Origin of the sequence: Streptomyces sp. NPDC046859 (genome assembly GCF_040645135.1) — a bacterium.
Lineage (GTDB): Bacteria > Actinomycetota > Actinomycetes > Streptomycetales > Streptomycetaceae > Streptomyces.
This window is the reverse complement of sequence record NZ_JBEYXR010000016.1, coordinates 79,395-101,764: the sequence shown is the minus strand read 5'-3', so window position 1 is coordinate 101,764 and position 22,370 is coordinate 79,395. Positions and strand designations below refer to the sequence as shown.

Genomic DNA, 22,370 nt, shown 5'->3' with positions numbered 1-22,370 from the left:
GCCCTGTGCGCCGCGCGTACCCGCCGCGCGCCGGTCGGGACGCGCCGGTCACCCCGGCATGTACTGCTCCACGGCGGTGACCGCCTCCGCCAGGCTCGTCGGGCGGGGCAGGCCGGGCATGGGCGCCCCCGCCCAGCCCGGTCCGAGGGGCAGCACCACCGGCCGCCGGCGTGCCCCCCGCACACCCCACTCCATCGCGGCCACGTGCTGGGCCAGCGGCCGGCTCGCCGTGGACCGGGCCTGGGCCCACAGCCCCACCACCGAGGGCCCGGTCCGCCGTACGGCCTCCACGAGCGAACCGGCCGGCAGCGCGCCGCCGAACATCCGCACCGGGACGCCGCGTTCGGACAGGGCGGCGGTCAGCACCTCCAGCGGCAGCGTGTGACTCTCCCCGGGCACGCACGCGAGGACGGCGACGGCGCCCGGACGCCCGGCGGCCACGGGCCGCGCGCCGCGCCGCAGCGCACCGGAGACATGCCAGGACAGAAAGTGCTCCACCTCGACGTAGCGGTCGCCCGAGCTCTCCCACTTCCTGCCGACCGCCTGCAGCGTCGGCAGGATCACCTCGGTCCAGGCGGTGACCAGTCCGTGCTCCTCGATCGCGTCCGCGAGCAGGGCGTCCAGCGCGGGCGCGTCCAGACGCAGCGCCGCGCGGGCGATCCCCTTGCACTCCTGGCGCACGTCCCCCAGGCGCAGACCGCTGCCGGCCCGGCTGCGCCCGGACGCGGCCCGCCGGGGCGGGGGTCCGACGCGCGGGCGGGAGGCGCCGGTGTCCTCCGGCGGCTCCTCGCGGGCCAGGCGCGCCGCCTCGGCCGGGGGGAGGCCGTTCGCGGTCAGTGCGCACATCCGCTCCAGCCGGGCGATGTCGGCGGGCGTCCAGCGGCGGTGCCTGCCGCCCGTGTGGGCGTCCGGGCCCAGGCCGTAACGCCGGTCCCAGGTGCGGACGGTGGTGGGGGCCACCCCGAGCCGCCGGGCGACCTCGCCCGTCGTCAGCCCGCCGCCGCGCCCGGCGTCCCCGTCGTCGCTCGTGTCCGTGTCCACCCCGACAGTGTACGACGCAAGAACGACGCGTGTTGCTTGCGTCGTTTCGCGGTTCCGACACTGAAGGCCGCGCCGGTGAGCGGCGACAGTCAGGGCTCGTCCGGCGGCCTTCCCGGCACACGGCGAGCGGCAGGAGGAACCGGGCCATGAGCACGCAACTGCGATCCGCCACTTCCGCGACACCGTCCGCCGGCGCCCCGCCGGCCGAGGAGACCCTGTACGAGGAGGAGCTGGCCCGCGGCCTGCGCGCCGCCGACGAGCAGGCCTTCGCGGCGATCTACCGGCGCTGGGGCCCGCTGGTCCACACCATGGCCACCCGGTCCCTCGGTGACACCCACGAGGCCGAGGACGTCACCCAGCAGGTGTTCATAGGCGCCTGGCGGGGACGGGACGGCTTCCGTCCCGAGCGCGGCCCGCTCGGCGCCTGGCTCGTCGGCATCACCCGCCGCAAGATCGTCGACGCGCTCGCGGCGCGGACGAGGCGCCTGGCACTGGCCGACGCCGCGGGGCACGAGTCCGTTCCGGTGGCGGCCGAGGGCACCGGACCCGACGACGTCCTGGACCGGGTCCTGCTGGTGGACGAGCTGTCCCGGCTCCCCGCCCGGCAACGTCAGGTGCTCTGCCTGGCCTTCTTCCACGACCTGACGCAGGCCCAGATCGCCGGGCTCACGGGCCTGCCCCTGGGCACCGTCAAGAGCCACACCCGCCGCGGCCTGTACCGGCTCCGCAGAGCGCTCGAACAGAGCCGCGCCGACGCGCGGAGCGTCTAGGGGGTGACTCACCGATCATGCCGGGCTCCCGGCGTCCGGCACCGGACACCGCTCGCTGATCCGGCCTGATCGACAGGACACACCCCCTGGACCGCATCCGCCGCACGTCCCGCGCCCGAAACAGCCACGAGTTCCCACGGAGGACGAGTTCACGCGCGAGAGGACGATCCCATGAAGGCCCGCTCTGCCCCGCCGCTCACCGGCCGCCGTGTCTGAGGCCGCCCCCGGGCACCTGGCACCCGCCGCCCTGGTGGAGAGGGCGCTGAGCGGCGACGGACCCGGCGACGACGGCGAAGCCGCCCGGCACCTCACGGCCTGCGCGGGCTGCCGGGAGCAACTGTCCCGGCTGCGCCGGGTCGTGACCGTCGCCCGCGCGGTCGAGGCGCAGGACCTCCCCGCCGCCCCGTCCCGGCGCGTCTGGGAGAGCATCGAGCGGGAACTGCGCGCCTCCGGGGAGCCGGACGACCGCCCGCCGGCGGACTGAGACGACGGGCGGACGGGCCACGTCCGCCGTCAGGGCGACTTCTCCGCGGTACGGCACACCGGGCAGGTCATCCGCCGCGCCGGCCGGCTGTGGATCACCTTGCCGGGCTGCGCGGAACCGCGTATCTGCACCGGCTCCGTATGGACGTGCTCGGGGCACACGGCCGCCCCGCACACGTCGCACACCGCGACCGCTTCGGTGGCGCGGTCCAACTGGTCGCATTCGTAGCACTTCATATCCGGACCTCTCCGCCAGCACGCCCGACAGCGTCGGCCCTCCACGCCCGCCGGGGGCCGCAGGTCCCCGGCGACTGCTCCGCAAGGCCATGGGATGCCCGGCGGCGCCCCACCGCAACTCAGGCGCCCGAGTACGGCCGCTCACCCCGGTGGACGCCCTGGGCGGGACACGGCCCCCTCCGGCCGTGAGGATGAGCGGGTGCTGGGCCCCCGAGGCCTCCGCCGGACGCCCCGACGCGAGGGAGAGGTATGAACCAGACGGATCCCGCCGGGGAGAGCCGGAACCAGGGGCGGCCGGCCCCGGAGGACGCCCCGGACCTCAGGCGCGTGGGGGCGCACCCCGACTTCTGGTACCCGGTGGCGCTGTCCCGCACGGTGCGCCGCGGCCGGGTCGTCGCCGCCGTCTTCGGCGGCGAACGCATCGCCCTCTTCCGGACCCGCGGCGGCGTCGTGCACGCCCTGGAGGACCGGTGCGCCCACCGGCAGGTGCCGCTGAGCATGGGCGTCGTGGAGGGCGAGACGCTGCGCTGCTGCTACCACGCGTGGGCCTACCGCGGCGACGGCCGCATCTCGCAGATCCCCTACCTCTCCAAGGGCGACCGCAGGCCGCCGCGCGGAGTGCGCGGCTATACCGTCCGCGAGGCGTACGGGCTGGTGTTCGTCTTCCCCGGCGACCCGGCCAAGGCCGCCGCCACCGAGCTGCCCGACCTGCCGGCGTACGGCTCACCGCGGTACCGGACCATGACGTTCTCCCGGACGGTGCGCTGCCACTACTCGTTCATGCACGAGAACCTCCTCGACATGAACCACCAGTTCCTGCACCGGGGAGTCGTCGGCACCCTGCGCCCCGAACTGCTCGGCCACACCACCACCCCGCGCTCGGTCGAGGCGCGGTACCTGTTCACGCACACCGGGGGCAGGCGCGACCGGGGCGCGGGCCTGCTGGCCGGCGAGGGCCTGCGCGGCAAGGACTCCGCGGACGTCATGACCATCCGCACCGAGTACCCGTACCAGACGCTCGACCTGGTGCCGGAGGGCGCCGACCACCCGGCGTTCCGGCTGTGGGCCGCGTACGTGCCCGAGGACGCCGAACAGCGCATCTGCCACGCCTACGGCCTGCTCATGATCGAGAAACCGAGGGTGGCCGCCGCGCTGCACCTGGCGTGGCCGCTCATCCGGCGGTTCACCGAGCGGGTGTTCGCCGAGGACCGCAGGGCCGTGGAGGCCGAGCAGCGGGCCTGGGACGAACAGGGCGAGGACCGCAACCACGAGGTCTTCCCGCTGATCCTGGACGTGCGCTCGGTGCTGCGCGGCAACGGTGTCCCGCTGGGCGCCGGCACCCCGGTGTGCGGTGCGGGCGCGTCCGGCGGCTGCGCGCCGGTCACGGCGGGGCGCCGCCCCGCGTACGGCGGGACGGGCGTCGAGTTCCCGGCGGTCGACGGGAGCTGACCGGGCGTGGCCCCGGAGCGGTCAGCCCGCCGCGTTGTCGACGCGTATCCGCACCTGTTCCTCCAGGCGGGCCAGACTGCTGTCGAGGGCCTCGCCGACCCGCGCCTCACCGGGGTCGTGGCGCTTGTCGAGGAAGGACAGATGGAGGGTCACCTCGCTGGCGCCGCTGTCGATCCCGGCGACCTGGAGCCACCCCGCGTAACTGCCGTCGTCGCGCGTGCCCCACTCCAGCCGCATCTGGTCCGGCCGGGACCGCAGCAGCGCCGAGGTGTCCGCGTCGGTGCGGTCCTCGTGCACGGTCACGGCGGGCAGGACGTCCGGCTCGACGTGCAGGGCCTCCGGCAGCCAGGTGTCCAACCGGCCGAGGTCGGCGGCCTGGTCGAAGACGTGTTCCGCCTGCGCGGGCATCGTGCGGGAACGCTCGTACTCGGTCATCGCTGCACCAGCCTTGCCTCGGGTGTTCCGGCTGACCGCGTTCCCGGGCCGCGCGGCCGTAACCGTCCCGAACCCGCGACGACCGGGGCGGACGCGCGGTCATGGGACGTCCGTGCACGGGTACGCGGGCCGGGTCCAGGGTGGCGGCCGTGACCTCGCGCGACGCGCGGGAGAAGCAACGGCATGACAGGAGGGTGGGCAGGACACGGTGACCATCGGCGATGCGGTGAGCGCGTGGCTGGGCGCGGGCGCGCTGCTCGCGGCGGTGCTGCCGCGGGTCGTGGCCGGGCGGCCGCTGTCACTGCCGCTGGTGTTCCTGGCGGCCGGCGTCGGCGTGTACCTGCTGCCCCTGCCGCTGCCCGAGGTCGATCCGGTCGCCGACCGGCTGGTCACCGAGCACGTCACCGAGGCCGGGGTGATCATCGCGCTCATGGGCGCCGGGCTGGCCCTCAACCGGCCCGTCGGACTGCGGCGCTGGGGCACCACCTGGCGGCTGCTGGGCATCACCATGCCGCTCACCGTCGTGCTGACCGCGCTGACCGCCTGGTGGCTGCTGGACTGGCCGCCCGCCGCCGCGCTCCTGCTCGCCGCGGTCATGGCGCCGACCGATCCGGTGCTCGCCTCCGAGGTCCGGGTGGGGGAGCCCACCGAGGACCCGCACGACGAGGACGAGGTGCGCTTCTCCCTGACGAGCGAGGCGGGGCTCAACGACGGCCTCGCCTTCCCGCTGACCTACGCGGCGCTGGCGCTGGTGGCCGCCGCGGGCAGCGGCTGGTCGACCGACTGGATCGGCACCTGGGTCGCGCAGGACGTGATCCTCAAGTGCGTGGTCGGGGTGGTGAGCGGCCTGGTGGTCGGACGACTGCTGGGCTGGCTGTTCTTCTGGACCCGCCGGCCGGTGCTGCGGCTGTCGGAGCACCGGGAGGGCTTCGTGGCGCTGGGGGCGACCTTCCTGTCGTACGGGGTGACGGAACTGGTCGGGGGATACGGCTTCCTGGCGGTGTTCGTCACCGCGTGCGCGTTGCGGGCGGCCGAGCGCGCCCACGGCTTCCACAACGTCCTGCACGACTTCGTCGAGCAGATCGAGCGGCTGTTCACCGCGGCCGTGCTGTTCCTGCTGGGCGCGTTCGTCGCACGGGGCGGCCTCGCAGACCTGACCTGGCAGGGCGCGGTCACGGCCTTGCTGCTGCTCGCGGTGATCCGTCCCTGGGCCGGCTGGGTGGGACTCCTCGGGGGGCGGCCGGGCCGCCGGGAACGCGCGGTGATCGCCGCCTACGGCATCCGCGGCATCGGGTCGCTGTACTACCTCGCGTACGCCCTCGGCCACCACGCCTTCCCGGTCCCGGCGCGCGAGCTGTGGGCGGTGGTGACGTTCACCGTGCTGGTCTCGGTCGTCGTGCACGGGGTGACGGCGGGCCCGGTGGTGGGCCGCCTGGACCGGCTCCGCGACGGGGCCGAGGCCGGGCGGGCCGCGGAAGCAGAAGCTGCGGAACGGGCCCGGCGCCCGCAGGCTGGACGGGGGCACCCCGGCAACCGGCGGAAGTGGGACGGCGTGGACGACGCGGAGCGCGAGGAGACCTGGAGCGAGTTCCGGGAACTGGTGAACATGACACCGTCCCGGCTCGACGAGTGGCTGGAGACCGAGGAGTCACACGCGGCCGGACAGCACAAGGACGGCGGCGAGTCCACCGGGCACGCCTCCGGGCGGCGGATCGCCGAGATCCTCCGCACCGAGAAGGGCGACCTGACGGACGACGACTACGGGCACATGCGCAAGGTCGTCGGCTACGTCCGCCGCCATCTGGCCCAGCGGCCGTCGGCGGACGTGAAGGACAGCCGCTGGCGGCACTCCCTCATGAACTGGGGGCACGACCCCCTCGCCTGACCGCGGGCCGCGTCCGGCCGAGCGGTGGGTTCAGCGCGGGGCGACGGCCGTCTCCGCCGCCGCCTTGATCCGTTCGCCGAACGCGGGCGCGTCCTTGCGGGCAGCGGCCACGGCCAGGCCCACCAGGGAGCTTGCCGATCCCGTGGCCCTCCAGGACGTCGTAGAGACGGACCCGGGTGCGGCGGCCGTCGCCCACCGGCTCCAGGGCGTAGCCGCCCTCGTCGGCCGTCGCGCTGTTCCTGGACGTCTCGGCCCACCGGATCCGCGTCGATGCCCGGAGCCCGGTGATGCGGAACTCCCGGGCCGTCTTGGAGTGTCGGGGACGCGTTCGATCCTCTGCACACGGGGGCTGAACCGAGGGTTCGTTGCGGCCGTCGGCGAGATGGTCGAACACCGCCTCCACGGGCCGGTCGACCTCGAAGGTCGCCTCGGAGAGCGGGACACCCCGCGAGGCGAACGGGGGAACGCCCCGTGGGCTCCGGTCCGCCTACGCGTCCGGGCCGGCCGCCATGACCACCCGGATCGTCTTGCCCTGAGCCGTGGGGGTGACGGTGACCTCCCGGCCGAGCTGCTGCACCAGGGGCCATCCGAAGCCGCCCGGAGTGGCGGCGCGGGTGCGCGGCACCGCGCGCGGGGCGGCCGGCGAGGCGTCGGTGACGCTAACGGTGAGCTGGTCGCCGTCGAGCGTGGCGTCGAACGCGACGAGACCGCCGCCGTGCCGTATGGCGTTGGTGACGAGCTCGGTGACGACCAGCAGGATGTCGTCGACCACGGTGAGGGAAGCGCCCGCCTCCTCGGATCGGGCGCCCAGGAGAGCGCGGACCTGAGAGCGGGCCATGGCGGCGGTGACGGGCCGCTGCGTCGGTGCGGCGGCGAGTTCGACTGCGGTCACATCTCCTCCTTCATGCCCCACTTGCCCCTAACACCCCTTTCCTGGTTCCCACATAACCGCTGAAGTATGGCTGCTCATCCGCGACGAGAACCGATCTCCTCGCGGACGAGGTCCAGCGCCGACGCGAGGTCCGGTGCCGAGGGGAAGACGCGGGCGGTGTCCGTGAGGTCCAGCAGGCGCCGCACGTGCGGGCTCACCGCCATCAGGACGAACGGCAGGCCGGCCGCGGCGTGGCCCTGCCGGGCGGTCAGCAGCGCGTGCAGCAGGGAGGAGTCGGCGAACTTCACCCCGCCCAGGTCGACGACGGTGGCGGCCGCGCCGCCGTCGCGGGGCGCGGAGAGGGCCTCGGTGACGGCGTCGGCCTCGTCGGCGTCGAACTCGCCGGTGACCCGGACGACCCGCACGTCTTCGACCAAGGTCTCGATGATCTCGGCTTCGTCGTTCACCGGAGCATTCTCACAGGTCGCCGCGTGCCGGAGAAAGGCGGGTGCCGCGTCCGTGCCCCTGCCCCCGTGCCCCGCGTTCGGTGACGGCCGGGTGCCGAACGCGTCAGGTTCGGGGCGGTGGCGGGGGAGGGGGTGCCGTGCCGGCCTCGCGGGAGGCGTCCGGGGCCTCGGCGCCACGGCCCGTGGCGCCGTCGAAGAGGTCGGCGGTGCCGGTCATGTCCAGCAGACGCAGCAGCGGGGCGGGCTGGTTGACCAGGTGCAGCCGGGTGCCCGCAGCGGCCGTGGCGCGCCGGACCATGAGCAGCGAGGCCAGACCGAGCGAGTCGCACAGCGTCAGCCGGGCGCAGTCCAGATGCAGTCCCCGGGGCGCCGGGTCGGTGCACAGCAGGGCGCGCGCCGCCTCGGTGAGCTCGTCGGCGCTGTCCCAGTCGAGGTCGCCGGTGATGCGGATGTGCGCGTCGCCGGCGGCGTCGAGGGCCGTGTCCAGGTGGAAGAAGGTGTCGTCGGATGCGGTACTCATACGGGTGCGCCGGGTCCGGGGACGGGGGGACGGGTGTCACGCCGGCGCAGCGTGTCGCGTCCCCGGCCGAGCAGGCCGAGCGTACGGGGGAAGTCCTTGAGCTCCTCCTGGAGCAGCACCAGGGCGGGATCCAGCACGCCCGCGGGTACCCGGCGGGCCTCCAGGATATCGGCCGTCCAGTCCAGGAAGCCGGTGAACAGGTCACCGTCGTCGGTGTAGAGGGCGCAGGCGAGGAACTCCACGATGTGCATGACGTCCTCGGCGGTGCGCTCGCGCTGGGCCTCGCTGTAGGCGCGCATCGCGGGCAGCCGTTCCTCCAGCCCGGCCAGGGTGCTCCTGACCAGTTGCCGCTTGGAGCGGGTCACCAGCGTGTACTCCTGGTCGGCCAGGTGCGGCAGGTCGTCGACGCTGTGCCGCACGGCCCCTCCGGCCGGACGGGGCAGCCCGCGCTCCAGCAGGCCGGCGGCGGTCCGGGCGTCCGGGGCCCAGGCGTCGGCACCGAGCAGCCGGGCGTGCCGGCCGTCGGTCCCGAAGGCGGCGCCCCCGGCGACGACCGGGATGCCGATGGCCTGGACGGCGGTGATCGCGGTGTGCGCGGCCGGCAGCCGCAGGGGGAGCGAGGACGACAGGGCCACGGCGCTCGGCGCGGTGGTGTGCAGATGGGAGATGAGGTGCGGGGTGGGGATCTGGGCGCCCAGGAAGTCCACCCGGTGGCCGCGCAGCCGCAGGACCTCCGCCAGCAGCCGGGCCGGCAGCGCGTGCCATTCGCCGTCCACGCAGGCCACCGTCACCGTGGTCGCGGGGGTCTCCGCGGCCGGTGCCGGGACGCGGTGCGCCATGGCGGCGATGATCCGCTCGTGGATCGCGGTGGCGGAGTGCTCCTGGGCGACCGTGAAGCGGTTCTCCGCCCAGGCGCGGCCGACCTCCCGCTGGGTGTGGGCGATGACGTCCAGGAGGACGTCCTCCGCGTCGGCGCCGTCGTCCAGCGCGGTGAACACGGCCCGGGCGGCGGCGTCCTCGTCCCGGGCGCACACCGCCCGCCACAGCTCCTCACGGGCCCGCGTGAGCGTCCCGTCTCCGTGTGCGGTGGTCACATCAGTCATGCGGTGTACCTGCCCGCCGTATGGCCGTCCACAGCCGTGAGATGGGTCGTCCGGGGCGCGGTGATCGCCATCACGGCGATGTCGTCGTGCCGGTTGTCGCCGATCCACTCGGCGACGAGCATGTGGATCCGCTCGACGACGGCCTCGGCGGGCATGCCGGCGCACTCCGCGAGCGCGGCCCGCAGCCGGGCGTCGCCGAACATCACGTCGCCGAGCGGTCCGCCGCGGGCCTCGGTGACCCCGTCGGTGAACAGCAGGCAGGTCTCGCCCGGCCGCAGGTCCACCTCGGCGGTGACCGACTTCACGTCCGGCAGCGCGCCGATCAGGGTGCCGGACGTCCGCGCCTCCTCGACGGTGCCGTCCTGCCGGACGATCAGCGGCAGCGGGTGCCCGGCGCTGGTCAGCCACAGATGCGTGGTGTTGTCCTGGCGCAGCACCGAGGCCAGCACCAGGGTGGTGAACCGGGTGTGGCGGCTGTTGAGCAGCGTGCCGTTGAGCAGGCGCAGCAGATGCTGGTGGTCACCGGCCAGCGGGAGCAGCGCCTGGAGCGTGCTGCGGATCTTCCCGGTCAGCACGGCGGCCTCCAGGCCCTTGCCGCACACGTCGCCCAGCACCGCGAGGGTCTTCTCGCGGGGGGCGGCGCCGGGGTGGACGTCGTAGAAGTCCCCGCCGACGCGCTCGGTGTCCTGGGCGGCCCGGTAGCTGCCGGCGAACTCCACGCCGTGGACGCGTCGCAGCAGCGGGGGCAGCAGGTCCTCCATGAGCGTCGCCGTGATGGCGCTCTGCTCCATGTAGAGGCGGGCCGCGGACAGGGCGGCGCCCGCGCGGGCGGCGAAGACCCGCGCGAAGACCTCCTCGGAGGTGTCGAAGGCGGCGTGGTCGCCGCGCCGCAGCAGGATCAGCGCACCGGCCGGGACGCCGTGCCCCGGAAGGGGCGTGACCACGACGGACCCCACCGGTCCGGAGAAGCCGTCCGGCAGAGCCCACTCCGGCACCGCGGACGGGTCGATCCAGCGGGACGGCACGGGCGGGAAGCCCTGCAGGGCCTCCCTCAGGCCGGGGACGTCGGCGGGGTCGATCCGCAGCGTCCGGTGCTCGACCTCGCCACCGGCGCAGAGGGACAGCGGGTGGCGGCGGCCGGAGGTGGGCGAGACGAGGACGGCGGCGTCGGCCAGGTACTCGGAGGCCAGTTCGACCGCGACCTCCATGCAGCGCTCGGGGTTCAGGGAGGCCAGCAGCCGGTTGGAGGCCTCGGCGAGGAAACCGGTGCGCTCCTGCTCGTTCCTGAGGGCCGTCTCGGCGAGCTCCCGGTGGGTGACGTCGACGAGCCACCACACCACCTGGCCATGCGTGCCGGGCGTCGCGTGCGCCTCCAGCGTCCACTGCTCGTGACGGCCGCGCACCGGGCCGCCGGCGTCGTCCCCCGCGACGGCGACCCGCCGGTGGCCCTCCACGAGCCAGCCCGGCGCCACCTCGGCGAGGGGGACACCCCGGCCGGCCGCCGGGAAGAGCCGGGCGGCCTGTGCGTTGATCTCCACCAGGGCGCCGGTCGTGTCCACGACCAGAGCGGGGTAGGGTGCCCGCATCCACGCGGTACCCACGGACGACATGAGCTCCTGCCCCAGGGGCGAGGAGCCTTCCACACGCGTCATATTCGTCAGCTCCGCGTCATACGGACCTGATCACCCTTCGTTCGACGACATCACGTTCTCGTACTGCTCCCCGAGCCTCGCAGCCCACCGCTCGGCCCGTCAATCAGGCCCCGTGCGAAGCCGGATCGGGTCGGGTACCCAGCTCCGTCCGGCCGTAACGCCCGGGGGGCTCCCCAGGTGTCACCGGTACCGGAGCGGGCGGCCGGGGGCGGCCCAGGGCGACCCCGAGCAGGACCAGGGCGAGCCCTGCGCATTGCTGGAGGGTCAGGGCCTCCCCGGCGACCGCGACACCCAGCAGTACACCGGTGACCGGGTTGAGCAGCCCGATCAGGCCCACGGTCCCCACCGGCAGCCGGCGCAGCCCCGCGAACCAGGCCACGAAGGCGAGCGCGGTGGCCACCAGGCCCGTGAACGCGAAGGCGAGCAGCGCCGATCCGGAGAGCGCGGGCGGGCCGCCCTCCACCGCCGCCGCGAACGGGACCAGCAGCACGCCGCCCGCCGTGAGCTGCCAGGCGGTGGCGGCGAGGACGTCGGCGTCCGCGCTCCACCGCTTGGTCAGAATGTGGCCGAAGGCCGAGACGAGCATCGCCGCCGCCGAGGCGAGCACGCCCGGCACGCTCACCGACTCGCCGCCCGTCAGCACCATGAGGCACACCCCCGCCAGCCCCGTGGCCGCACCGGCCAGATGCGTGATCCCGGGCCGCTCGGACACCAGGGACCAGGCGATGAGCATCATGGCGAGCGGGGACGCCGCCATCACCGTGGACGCGACGCTCGTGGGCAGCAGCTGGGAGGCGGCGTACACGAGGACGAAGAACACGCTCACGTTGAGCAGGCCCAGCGTCGCCGAGCGCCCCCACCACCTCCCGCGCGGAAGTCTCCGGCACACGGCCAGCAGCACGAGTCCCGCGGGCAGCGCCCGTAGGGCCGCTCCGTACAGCGGCCGGTCGGCCGGCAGGTACGCGTGCGTGACGTAGTAGTTGGCCCCCCAGGCCACCGGCGCGATCGCGGTGATCGACACCCACCGCACATTGGCTTCCATGGAAGCCATAGTAACTTCCCAGGAAGCTATTATGGTGGTCATGGAACCCGTTGAAGCTCCGGACCGCGTGGCCCGCATCCAGGCCGAGTGGCGCCGCGAACGGCCCGACGTGGACGTCCGCCCCCAGGGCGTGATCGGCCGGCTGCACCGCCTCGCCGACCGCCTGACCGAGGAACTCGCCCTCGTCTACGGGCGGTACGGGCTCGGCGAGGGCGAGTTCGACGTGCTGTGCGCGCTGCGCCGCGCCGGGGAGCCCTACGAGCGGGCACCGGGCGAGCTCGCCGCGCACACCATGGTCACCACCGGCGCCATGACCAAGCGGATCGACCGGCTGGAGCGCGCGGGACTCGTCACCCGCCGCCGCTCCGACGACGACCAGCGGGGCCGGATCGTGGCGCTCACCGCGCCCGGCCGGGAACTGATCGACCGGGCGTTCACCGACCACATGCGCAACGAGCGGCGCCTGCTGGACCTGCTGACGCCCGCCGACGCCGAGACGCTGGAGACCCTGCTGACCACCTGGCTGTCCCGCCTCGACGCACCCGGCGGCGACACCTCCGGGACCGCCTGAGCACACCGAAGAGCCCCGGCCGCGCGTGTCGCGACCGGGGCTCTTCGCCGAACGGGTCCAGCAGGACGGATGAGGGCGCCCGCCCTCACGGGTCAGCGCTTGGCGGCCTCGGCCGCCTCCGTCTCCGTGCCGGCCCGCGCCGTGGCCAGCGTGCCGCCCGCGTTCTCCAGGTGGGCCCGGACGAACCACTGGAACTGCTCCAGGTCCCGCAGGTGCTCGATGAGCAGGTCCTCCGTGGCCGGGTCGATCTCCCCGACGACCTTGATGGCGTCCCGGATGTCCTCGATCACACCGGTGTAGACGACGTCGAGGGCACCGAGGTGCGCCAGCGCGTCCTCCCGGCCGATCGAGTAGTCGTCCCAGGTCCGCTCCTTCACCAGGGAACCCGGCGTGCCCTGCGCGACCCCGCCGAGCGCGGCGATGCGCTCCGCCGTGTCGTCGGCCATGTCACGCACCCGGTCGACCTGCGGATCGATCATCTGGTGCACGGCGATGAAGTGCGGGCCCACCACGTTCCAGTGCACGTGCTTCAGGGTGAGGTGAAGGTCGTTGAGGGCGTGCAGCCGCAGGCGCAGGACGTCGATAAGCCGCCCCGCCGCCTCGCGCTCGATGCCCGGCACCGTGTACTTGGGGGTGAGGTCCTTCGCCATGTTCGCAACTCCTCTTCGAATGGGGTGAAGTAGGAGTTCAGGTGCCCTGGTTTCGCTCTCGCAGACCTGTGACGCGCGTTTCACTCACTGATCGGACCACCGGCCGTGGACCGGTCGGGTGAGCGGCACCCGGCCGGTCCACGGCCCTCAGGCCACGCGGACCCCGACGATGCAGGTGTCGTCGTCCGTGTCGGACCTGCTGTACGTGAGCAGCCGGTCCAGCTGCTGCTCCAGCGTCGGCGGCACCGTCCGCGCGGCCACCAGAAGCTGCGTCAGCGACTCCTCCACGGACCGGTCCCGCCGTTCGATCAGGCCGTCCGTGTACATCAGCAGGGTGTCGTCGACGGCCAGCTGGACCTCCCCCTCCTCGTACATCGCCTCCGGCAGGGCGCCCAGCAGCAGACCCTTGACCAGCGGCAGCGGGCTGGCCTCGGTCCCGCGCACCAGGACGGGCGGCAGATGCCCGGCCCGGGCCCAGCGCAGCGTGTGCCGCTCCGGGTCGTACAGGGCGCACACCGCCGTCGCCGTGACACCGCCGGTCAGATGGTGGACCACCATGTTGAGCCAGGACAGCAGCTGGGCGGGCCCGGCCCCCGTCACCGCGAGGCCCCGCAGCGCGTTGCGCAGCACCACCATGCTGGTCGCGGCGTCTATGCCGTGCCCGGCCACGTCCCCCACGCACAGCAGCACCAGCCCCGACGGCAGCACGACCGCGTCGTACCAGTCGCCGCCGACCAGGTGCTGGGTCTCCGCCGGCCGGTAGCGCACCGCCACCCGCAGGCCCGGGGCGTCCAGCGGGGCCTGCGCGGGCGGCATGATCGCGTGCTGGAGCTGCAGGGCCAGCCGGTTGCGCTCACTGGCCTGCTGCTCGGAGTGGGCGAGCTGGTCCCGTGTGGCGGCCAGTGCCACCTCCGTCCAGTGGTGCGCGGAGATGTCCTGGTAGGCGCCCCGGACGACGAACAGCCGGCCGTCGGTGTCCAGCTCCGGCTCGGCCACCACACGGATGTGCCGGGTCACTCCGTCGGGGCGCTGGAGCCGGAAGGCCGCCGAGGCGGGCCGCCGGTGGTGCAGCAGCGTGCGCAGGAACCGCCCGATGGGCACCGCGTCGTCCGGGTGGGCGTGCGCCGGCAGGTTCTCCAACGGGATCGGGCCGTCGGACGGCGGCTTGCCGTACAGGTCGTACAGCTGCACGTTCCAGGTGATCTCACCGGTCAGCAGGTTCTCCTCGAACCCGCCGATCCGGCCGAGGCGCTGCGCGTGCTGGAGAAGGCTCGCCAGCCGTGCCGTCTCGTCCTCCATGCGCCAGATCAGCAGGACACAGCCGCCGTGCCGGCTCGCGTGGATGTCCGCGACCGCAGCCAGCGGCACTTCGTCCACCAGCGCGGTCAGCCGCATACGCCGGGCCTGGAACGGCTCACCCGTGGCGTAGACCCGCTCGACCTGATCGAAGAGCTCGCTCTCCCCGGCGGCCATCGGATACGCCTCCAGCAGCAGCGCACCGCTGACGACGCTCCGGGGACGGCCGCTCGGGTCCAGGAAACGGCTGTTGACGTGGTGGATGCGGAAGTCGACCAGCTCCCCGTCCGCGTCCAGATACGGCAGCAGCACCAGCGCCGGATCGTGCAGGCCGTCGGCCAGGTCCATCAGCTCGGCCACGTCCGGCAGCACCACCGGACGCCACTCGTCGCCCGCCCGGGGCGGCGCCGACGTCTCCAGCGTGTGCGCGCACAGCTCGGCCAGCGCCTCCACCTGACGGACGATCTGCGGGGACTGCGGCTCGATCGGCGCCGGCCACACGATCTCCAGCACGCCGTGGATGCGGCCGCCCGTGCCCGCCGGTACGGCCGCCCGGCCGCCGTCCGGATGGAGGTGCTGCCCGATGGAGGGCAGCTGGGTGTCGGACAGACAGCCGATCCAGTGCCCCGAACGCTCACCCAGCCCGCGCCTCGCCACGGTCACCACCCCCGGCGGGACGTACCGCCAGCGGCCCGCCTCCGCCGCCGAGAACCCGGCGCTGCCCGCCAGGGTCAGCGAGCCGTCGGAGCCCAGCGCCCAGATGGCCACGGCCTCCGCGCCGATCGGCCGCAGGGCGTGCTCCATCAGGGACTCGGCCACGGCCTGCGTGTCGTGGGCGGCCAGCGCGCCGCTCTCGGCGGCCCTGAGCCGCACCGCGGAGGACGCGTCGGCGTCCTCGGAGCCGCCGGTCGTGCTCGCGAGGAACGCGCTGGTCACCTCCGCGACCCGGTCCCGTGCCGCCTGGTTGATGACCTCGACGGCGAACTCCAGCGGGGACATGCCCGCCTGCTCGGTCAGCTCGGCGAGCTGGCGGGCCGCCTGCGCGGGACCGCAGCCCAGCCGCTCCACGAGGATGCCCTTGGCCAGCTCGATCAGGGCCCGCCCGTCCGCCTCGGCGTGCGCCTCCTGCACCTCCTTGCGCAGCCGCTCCACGGTCGCCGCGAGTCTGCCGACGGGGGAGCGCTGTACATCGGCGTCCCCGGCCGGCATCCCGACCTCCGCGAAGTCGTCACGGTCGGGGAAGGCCACGGTGCCGTACCCCTCGTCGGGCAGCAGCTCGCCGCCGGGAGCGCCGGTGGGCTCCGGCTCGGTCGGCTGAAGATGATGGCTCACGGTGGACCTGTTCGTCGGCGATGACGTCCGGGGACGCCGGGCGGTCGGCGGTGTGTGCGGCGGTGGAACCCCCTGTCACGGCGACAGCCAGCGCTGGACGCGGCTGATGAGGTCGTTGGTGTCGACGGGCTTGGTGACGTAGTCGTTCGCCCCGGAGGCCAGGCTCTTCTCCTGGTCGCCCGGCATCGCCTTGGCGGTGACGGCGATGATCGGCAGATCCGCGTACTGGGGCATCGCACGGATCTCCGCGGTGGCCGCGTAGCCGTCCATCTCCGGCATCATCACGTCCATCAGGACCAGCGAGACGTCCGGATGGGCGAGGAGCGTCTCGATGCCCCGGCGGCCGTTGTCGGCGTGCAGGACCTGGAAGCCGTGCAGCTCCAGCGCCCCGCTGAGCGCGAACAGGTTGCGTGCGTCGTCGTCCACCACCAGCACGGTACGGCCCGCGAAGGCGCTGTCGACGACCTGGGCGATGGCGCGCTGCGGCTCCTCGGTACGGACCAGCTGGAGCACGTCCCCCGGCTCCTCGGCGGACAGGTGCAGGGTGATGCGTTCGCGCAGCTCGTCCAGGCTGGAGAGGAAGTCCAGCGGCCGGCCGCTGGCCCGGGAGCGCAGCGCCTGCTCCTGCGCCTGGTCCACGTGGTGGCCGGTGTGCACCAGCACCGGCACGCTGGTCAGCGCCGAGTCGCCCTCCATGGCCTGCAGCAGCCGCGCGCCCTCCTCGTCGGCCATGCCGAGCTCGAGGACGACGCAGTGGCAGGGCTCGGCGGCCAGGGTGCTCGCCGCCTCCTGCGCCCCGACGGCCGTGATGATGTCGATCGCGCCGAGCCGGTCGTCGGCGTCCGTCGCGATGTCCGCGACGGCGCGCTCGGCGACCAGGGTGAGCAGGCCGCGGGTGCGGCCCTCGACGACGAGCAGCCGGCGTCTGCGCTGCTCGGGTGCCTTCACGGACGACGTCTCCGACGCCGAGGCGGACGGCAGCTCGGCCATCTCGGCCTGCTGCTCCACGGCCCGGCCCGTGCCGTCGAGCATCCCCTCGAAGTCGGCCCGCGCCACCGGCAGGTAGAGGGTGAACGTGCTGCCCTGACCGGGGGTGGACTCCACCGTGACCGCACCGCCCAGCAGCTGGGCGATCTCCCGGGTGATCGACAGGCCGAGGCCGGTACCGCCGTACTTGCGGCTGGTGGTGCCGTCCGCCTGCTGGAACGCCCCGAAGATCGTCTCCAGCTGCTGCTTGGGGATGCCGATGCCGGTGTCCTTGACCCGGAACGCCACGACGGGACCGCCCCGCAGGACGCTCATCGGCACCTCACGGTCCGCGGCCGGCTCGATGCGCAGCTCGACGCAGCCCTGCTCGGTGAACTTCACCGCGTTGGACAGCAGGTTGCGCAGCACCTGCCGCAGCCGGGAGCCGTCGGTGAGCAGGTCGGCCGGTGTGCCCGTGGCGGTCGCCACCGTGAACTCCAGGCTCTTCTGCGTCGTCATCGGGCGGAACGTCGCCTCGACGTACTCCAGCAGCTCGCGCAGCGGAACCTGCTCGGGAGTGACGTCCATCTTGCCCGCCTCGACCTTCGACAGGTCGAGGATGTCGTTGATCAGCTGGAGCAGGTCCGACCCGGCGGAGTGGATGATGCCCGCGTACTCCACCTGCTTCGGCGTGAGGTTGCGCGAGGGGTTCTGCGCCAGCAGCTGGGCGAGGATCAGGAGGCTGTTGAGCGGGGTGCGCAGCTCGTGGCTCATGTTCGCCAGGAACTCCGACTTGTACTTGGAGGCCAGCGCCAGCTCCTGCGCGCGGGTCTCCAGTTCCTGCCGGGCCTGCTCGATCTGCAGGTTCTTCGCCTCGATGTCGCGGTTCTGCGAGGCCAGCAGGGACGCCTTCTCCTCCAGCTCCGCGTTGGAGCGCTGGAGTTCGTCCTGCTGCACCTGCAGCTCCTCGGAGCGCTCCTGGAGCTCGGCGGTCAGGCGCTGCGACTCCTCCAGCAGCTCGTCGGTGCGCGCGTTGGCCACGATGGTGTTCAGGTTGACGCCGATGGTCGGCATGAGCTGGGCCAGGAAGTCCTGGTGGATCTGGGTGAAGCGGGTGACCGAGGCCAGCTCGATCACGCCCAGGACCTGGTCCTCGACCACGATGGGCAGGACCACCAGGGCACGCGGGGCCGTCTGCCCGAGGCCGGAGGAGATGGTCACGTAGTCCTCCGGCAGCTCCTCGACGCTGACCGTACGGCGGTTGCGCGCGGCCTGCCCGAGCAGTGAGCGGCCCACCCGGATGCGCTCCGGCCGGTCGGTGGCGTCGGGGTAGCCGTACGACCCCACGAGCCGCAGCTCCGGGCCGCGGTCGCCGTCCTCGGCCGCGTAGAAGGCCCCGTACTGCGCGGACACCAGCGGGGCGAGCTCGTCCATGATGAGCTCGGCGACGACCGGCAGGTCCCGGTGGCCCTGCATCAGGCCGGAGATCCGGGCCAGGTTGGTCTTGAGCCAGTCCTGCTCCTGGTTGGCGCGCGTGGTCTCCCGCAGCGAGCCCACCATGGAGTTGATGTTGTCCTTCAGCTCGGCGACCTCGCCGGACGCCTCCACGGTGATCGAGCGGGTCAGGTCGCCCTCGGCGACCGCGCTGGCCACCTCGGCGATGGCCCGGACCTGGCGGGTGAGGTTGCCGGCCAGCTCGTTGACGTTCTCCGTCAGCCGCTTCCAGGTGCCCTCGACGCCCTCGACCTCCGCCTGGCCGCCGAGCCGGCCCTCACTGCCGACCTCGCGGGCGACGCGGGTGACCTCGGCGGCGAACGACGACAGCTGGTCGACCATCGTGTTGATGGTGGTCTTCAGCTCCAGGATCTCGCCGCGGGCGTCCACGTCGATCTTCTTCGACAGGTCGCCGTTGGCCACCGCCGTCGTCACCAGGGCGATGTTGCGGACCTGACCGGTCAGGTTGTTGGCCATGGAGTTGACGTTGTCGGTGAGGTCCTTCCAGGTGCCCGCCACGTTCGGCACGTGCGCCTGGCCGCCGAGGCGCCCCTCGGTGCCCACCTCGCGGGCGACACGGGTGACCTCGTCGGCGAACGCGGACAGCGTGTCGACCATCGTGTTGATGACGTCCGCGAGAGCCGCGACCTCGCCCTTGGCCTCGACGGTGATCTTCTGCGACAGGTCGCCGCGCGCGACGGCGGTGGCGACCTTGGCGATCGAGCGGACCTGACCGGTCAGGTTGGACGCCATCACGTTGACGTTGTCGGTGAGGTCCTTCCAGGTGCCCGACACGCCCCGGACGATGGCCTGCCCGCCCAGGTTGCCCTCGGTGCCCACCTCGCGGGCGACACGGGTGACCTCGTCGGCGAACCCGGAGAGCTGGTCGACCATCGTGTTGATGGTGGTCTTGAGCTCCAGGATCTCGCCGCGCGCGTCCACGGTGATCTTCTGGGAGAGGTCGCCCTGCGCGACCGCCGTGGCGACCTGGGCGACGTTGCGGACCTGCGCGGTGAGGTTGCCCGCCATGAAGTTCACGGAGTCCGTGAGGTCCCGCCAGGTGCCCTTGACGCCCTTGACGTCCGCCTGCCCGCCGAGGCGCCCCTCGGTACCGACCTCGCGGGCGACGCGGGTGACCTCGTCACCGAAGGCGGAGAGCTGGTCGACCATCGTGTTGATGGTGTTCTTCAGCTGGAGGATCTCGCCGCGCGCGTCCACGGTGATCTTCTGGGAGAGGTCGCCCTGCGCGACCGCGGTGGTCACCTGGGCGATGTTGCGGACCTGGGACGTCAGGTTGCCCGCCATGAAGTTGACCGAGTCCGTCAGGTCACGCCACACACCGCCGACGCCGGGCACCTGGGCCTGGCCGCCGAGCCGGCCCTCGCTGCCGACCTCGCGGGCGACGCGGGTGACCTCGTCGGCGAACGCGGAGAGCTGGTCGACCATCGTGTTGACGGTCTCCTTCAGCTGCAGGATCTCGCCCCGCGCGGGCACGTCGACCTTCTGCGACAGATCACCCTTGGCGACCGCCGTGGCGACCTGCGCGATGTCCCGCACCTGGGTGGTGAGGTTGCCCGCCATGGCGTTGACGGAGTCGGTCAGATCCGCCCAGGTGCCCGAGACGCCCGGCACCTCCGCCTGGCCGCCCAGGGTGCCTTCGGTGCCGACCTCGCGCGCCACCCGGGTCACCTCGGAGGTGAACACGGACAGCTGGTCGACCATGCCGTTGAAGACATCGGCGATGTCCCCGAGCAGGCCTTCGCCGTCGGACGGCAGCCGGGTGCCGAAATCGCCGTCTCGTACGGCGGTCAGACCGGCCAGCAGCTGCCGCAGCTCCTGCTCGCCCAGGGCCCCGTCGACGGCCTCGGTCGTCTTGCTCGTCATGCGCACCCTCGTTCCGCTCCCCAAGAGCCCCCGCGTCGAGGACTCGGAACCGCGCCGGCCCCGTCGGAGGGCCTGGTCACCGACCGGTTTCCGCAGTTCACGGGGGCCGGCCGGATGAAAAGATCCGGTGAAGGCTAACTCAGTTGCCGGGTGACAACAAAAGCCGTCCACCTCTGTTCCCGCGGGCCGGGATCGATGGCCGCAAAGAGGTGTGAAAACCGGGGAGCGCGGTACACGGGAGAATTTGCCACGGGGAGTCCGCGGACGTATGAGGTTTCCCAGGGCGGGCAGGCCCCGGGAAACCACAAGAGGCTGTGGTCCCAACCTCTCGGCCGTCCGAGTAGCCCGCTGGGACGCACCTCACACAGTGCGCGCGCCCCGGGGTGCGGACGCGCGCGTGGGCCTCACCCCTTGACGGCGCCCGAGGTCAGACCCTGGACGATGTGGCGGCTGGCGAAGGCGAACAGCAGCATGGTCGGCAGGATCGTGAGCACCGCCGCCGCGGACATCGAGCCCCAGTCGATGTTGAAGCTGGAGATGAACCCGTTCAGCGCCGTCGGCACCGTCTTGTTCGCGTCGCTGTTCATCAGCGTCACCGACAGGAAGAGCTCGTTCCAGCAATTGACGAAGTTGAAGATGAACGCGGCGATGATCCCCGGCCGCATCACCGGCAGCAGCACCCGGAACAGCGCCGAGAACCGGGACAGGCCGTCGATCATGGCGGCCTCCTCCAGGGCGTCCGGGATGTTCTCGAAGAACCCCCGCAGCATCACCGTGCAGAACGGGACGCACACCGCGATGTAGACGAGGATCAGCCCGAAGCGGTTGTCGACCAGGCGCAGGTCCGTCATCAGCAGGTAGAGCGGCCCCAGGGCGATGAACGACGGGATCATCTGGGTGACCAGCGCCGCCATCAGCAGCGCCGACTTGGTGCGGAACTCGAAGCGGGCCAGCACGTAGGCCGAGAGCATGGAGATCGCCGTCGCGGTCGCCCCGGCCACCAGGGACACGATCAGGCTGTTGGTGAGGTACGTCCCGAAGTCGGCGGTGCCGAACAGACCGCTGTAGTTCTCCAGCGAGAAGTGCTCGGGCCAGTAGGCCAGCGGGAAACGGAAGATGTCGCCGGGCGCCTTCAGCGAGGTGACGGTGATCCAGTACAGCGGGAAGACGGTGAAGAGCAGCCACCCGCCGAGGAAGACGAACTTGACGGCCCGGCCGGCCGTGGACTCCTTGCCGATCACGGCCTCGCCCCCTTCTTCTCCCGCGTGGCCATGAGGAAGAACACCGCGAACACCAGCAGCGCGGCCACCACGAGGAGGCCGAGCGCGGAGGCCCTGCCGTAGTCGCCCTGCTGAGTGATCCTGATCATCCACGTCGTCACGATGTGCGTCTCGTTGTTCGGCCCGCCGCCGGTCATGCCGAAGATCAGGTCCGGGAAGTTGAAGATCCAGATCACCCGGAGCAGCACGGTCAGCGCCAGCGTGGTGCGGATGTAGGGGATGGTGATCCGGAACAGCGTGCGGGCCTTGCCGGCGCCGTCCAGCGCGGCCGCCTCGTACAGCTCGTCGGGGATCGACTGGAGCGCGGCGAGGATCATGATCGCGAAGAAGGTGACGCCGTACCAGACGTTGGCGACGAGCACGGCCACCATCGCCGTGTCCGGATCCGCGAGCCAGGCGATCGGCTCGTCGATCAGACCGGCCCTCTGCAGCAGGTCGTTCACGACACCGAACTCGCTGTTGAACATCCAGCGGAACAGGATGCCGATGAGGAATCCGGAGATCGCCCAGGGGAAGAAGATCAGCGCCTGGTACAGGCCGCGGAAGGGGAAGCGGCGGCGCAGCCACAGCGCGAGCGCGAAACCGATCACCAGCTGCGGCACGATCGAGCCGACCACCCAGACCGCGGTGTTGCCGAGGACGGTCCCCCAGGCGGGGTCGGCGAAGACGTCGCCGAAGTTCCTCAGCCCGACCCACGAGGTGTCGGTGAGGTCGGTCAGCTTCCAGTTGCGGAAGGCCATCTGCCCGCCCGCGACCATGGGGTAGTAGGTGAAGACCGCCACGAACAGGGCGGCGGGCGCCATGTAGGCGGCGATGGCGAGGCCGCGCCGCGTGGTGAACTCCTGCTTGCGGCGGCCCCCGCGGGGGAGACCTCCCCTGCGGGAGGCCGCCCCCTCGGACTGCGCCGCGGTCTTCGACGGCGTGGTGGACGTGACCGGCATG

General features: G+C 72.8%; 19 protein-coding genes and 1 pseudogene. 6 read left to right on the top strand and 14 right to left on the bottom strand.

Annotated features, from left to right (window positions below; translation table 11 throughout):
- Positions 1-48 precede the first annotated feature (48 nt).
- Positions 49-1,041: a MerR family transcriptional regulator gene (locus ABZ899_RS23590; protein ID WP_361349483.1), complete on the bottom strand. Its 993-nt coding sequence runs from the start codon at positions 1,039-1,041 to the stop codon at positions 49-51.
- Between the two features lie 146 nt (positions 1,042-1,187).
- Here ABZ899_RS23590 and ABZ899_RS23585 point away from each other — a divergent pair, with 146 nt between their 5' ends.
- Positions 1,188-1,811: a sigma-70 family RNA polymerase sigma factor gene (locus ABZ899_RS23585; protein ID WP_361349480.1), complete on the top strand. Its 624-nt coding sequence runs from the start codon at positions 1,188-1,190 to the stop codon at positions 1,809-1,811.
- A gap of 208 nt (positions 1,812-2,019) precedes the next feature.
- Positions 2,020-2,295: a hypothetical protein gene (locus ABZ899_RS23580; RefSeq protein ID WP_361349477.1), complete on the top strand. Its 276-nt coding sequence runs from the start codon at positions 2,020-2,022 to the stop codon at positions 2,293-2,295.
- A 29-nt stretch (positions 2,296-2,324) separates the two neighbouring features.
- On the opposite strand, the gene ABZ899_RS23575 is transcribed toward ABZ899_RS23580, so the two are convergent.
- A complete protein-coding gene (locus tag ABZ899_RS23575) occupies positions 2,325-2,531 on the bottom strand; it encodes a DUF2180 family protein (RefSeq protein ID WP_361349474.1) in 207 nt (68 codons plus the stop codon).
- A 249-nt stretch (positions 2,532-2,780) separates the two neighbouring features.
- Between ABZ899_RS23575 and ABZ899_RS23570 the strand changes: the two genes are divergently transcribed.
- Positions 2,781-3,980, top strand: coding sequence for an aromatic ring-hydroxylating dioxygenase subunit alpha (locus tag ABZ899_RS23570; protein ID WP_361349472.1), 1,200 nt, complete (start codon positions 2,781-2,783; stop codon positions 3,978-3,980).
- Positions 3,981-4,001: 21 nt separating this feature from the next.
- Here ABZ899_RS23570 and ABZ899_RS23565 read toward each other — a convergent pair whose 3' ends face one another.
- On the bottom strand, positions 4,002-4,415 hold the full coding sequence (locus tag ABZ899_RS23565) for an SRPBCC family protein (RefSeq protein ID WP_361349471.1): 414 nt from the start codon (positions 4,413-4,415) through the stop codon (positions 4,002-4,004).
- Positions 4,416-4,623: 208 nt separating this feature from the next.
- Here ABZ899_RS23565 and ABZ899_RS23560 point away from each other — a divergent pair.
- Both ABZ899_RS23560 and ABZ899_RS23555 read left to right on the top strand, forming a co-directional pair.
- Positions 4,624-5,862: pseudogene (locus ABZ899_RS23560) on the top strand (cation:proton antiporter); the annotation flags it as partial.
- Positions 5,863-5,967: 105 nt separating this feature from the next.
- Positions 5,968-6,300, top strand: coding sequence for a DUF3140 domain-containing protein (locus ABZ899_RS23555; RefSeq protein ID WP_361349735.1), 333 nt, complete (start codon positions 5,968-5,970; stop codon positions 6,298-6,300).
- 487 nt (positions 6,301-6,787) lie between these two features.
- Here ABZ899_RS23555 and ABZ899_RS23550 read toward each other — a convergent pair whose 3' ends face one another.
- The 6 genes from ABZ899_RS23550 to ABZ899_RS23525 form a co-directional block, all read right to left on the bottom strand.
- Positions 6,788-7,192, bottom strand: coding sequence for an ATP-binding protein (locus ABZ899_RS23550; protein ID WP_361349468.1), 405 nt, complete (start codon positions 7,190-7,192; stop codon positions 6,788-6,790).
- 74 nt (positions 7,193-7,266) lie between these two features.
- Positions 7,267-7,638, bottom strand: a complete 372-nt coding sequence (locus ABZ899_RS23545) for an STAS domain-containing protein (protein WP_361349465.1) — start codon at positions 7,636-7,638, stop codon at positions 7,267-7,269.
- A 103-nt stretch (positions 7,639-7,741) separates the two neighbouring features.
- Positions 7,742-8,158, bottom strand: coding sequence for an STAS domain-containing protein (locus tag ABZ899_RS23540; RefSeq protein ID WP_361349462.1), 417 nt, complete (start codon positions 8,156-8,158; stop codon positions 7,742-7,744).
- Complete coding sequence (locus ABZ899_RS23535; RefSeq protein WP_361349459.1) at positions 8,155-9,261, bottom strand: cobalamin-dependent protein; 1,107 nt, start codon at positions 9,259-9,261, stop codon at positions 8,155-8,157. Before ABZ899_RS23535 ends, ABZ899_RS23540 begins: the two co-directional genes overlap by 4 nt.
- The gene (locus tag ABZ899_RS23530) at positions 9,258-10,913 is read right to left on the bottom strand and encodes a PP2C family protein-serine/threonine phosphatase (RefSeq protein WP_361349456.1); all 1,656 of its coding nucleotides are present in this window, start codon (positions 10,911-10,913) and stop codon (positions 9,258-9,260) included. The genes ABZ899_RS23535 and ABZ899_RS23530 overlap by 4 nt, the downstream gene beginning before the upstream one ends.
- A 103-nt stretch (positions 10,914-11,016) precedes the next feature.
- Entirely contained in the window at positions 11,017-11,955 is a 939-nt protein-coding gene (locus ABZ899_RS23525) for an EamA family transporter (RefSeq protein WP_361349453.1), read from the bottom strand.
- 31 nt (positions 11,956-11,986) lie between these two features.
- Between ABZ899_RS23525 and ABZ899_RS23520 the strand changes: the two genes are divergently transcribed.
- A complete protein-coding gene (locus tag ABZ899_RS23520; protein WP_361349450.1) occupies positions 11,987-12,526 on the top strand; it encodes a MarR family transcriptional regulator in 540 nt (179 codons plus the stop codon).
- 92 nt (positions 12,527-12,618) lie between these two features.
- On the opposite strand, the gene ABZ899_RS23515 is transcribed toward ABZ899_RS23520, so the two are convergent.
- The 5 genes from ABZ899_RS23515 to ABZ899_RS23495 all read right to left on the bottom strand — a co-directional run bounded on the left by ABZ899_RS23515 (position 12,619) and on the right by ABZ899_RS23495 (position 22,369).
- Positions 12,619-13,176, bottom strand: a complete 558-nt coding sequence (locus ABZ899_RS23515; RefSeq protein WP_361349447.1) for a DNA starvation/stationary phase protection protein — start codon at positions 13,174-13,176, stop codon at positions 12,619-12,621.
- 147 nt (positions 13,177-13,323) lie between these two features.
- Positions 13,324-15,681 carry a SpoIIE family protein phosphatase gene (locus tag ABZ899_RS23510; RefSeq protein WP_361349732.1) on the bottom strand — a complete coding sequence of 786 codons (2,358 nt, stop codon included), beginning with the start codon at positions 15,679-15,681 and terminating at the stop codon, positions 13,324-13,326.
- A gap of 198 nt (positions 15,682-15,879) precedes the next feature.
- Entirely contained in the window at positions 15,880-20,148 is a 4,269-nt protein-coding gene (locus ABZ899_RS23505) for a HAMP domain-containing protein (protein WP_361349444.1), read from the bottom strand.
- Positions 20,149-20,552: 404 nt separating this feature from the next.
- On the bottom strand, positions 20,553-21,389 hold the full coding sequence (locus tag ABZ899_RS23500) for a carbohydrate ABC transporter permease (protein WP_361349441.1): 837 nt from the start codon (positions 21,387-21,389) through the stop codon (positions 20,553-20,555).
- Positions 21,386-22,369, bottom strand: a complete 984-nt coding sequence (locus ABZ899_RS23495) for a sugar ABC transporter permease (protein ID WP_361349438.1) — start codon at positions 22,367-22,369, stop codon at positions 21,386-21,388. The genes ABZ899_RS23500 and ABZ899_RS23495 overlap by 4 nt, the downstream gene beginning before the upstream one ends.
- Between the last annotated feature and the right edge of the window lies 1 nt (position 22,370).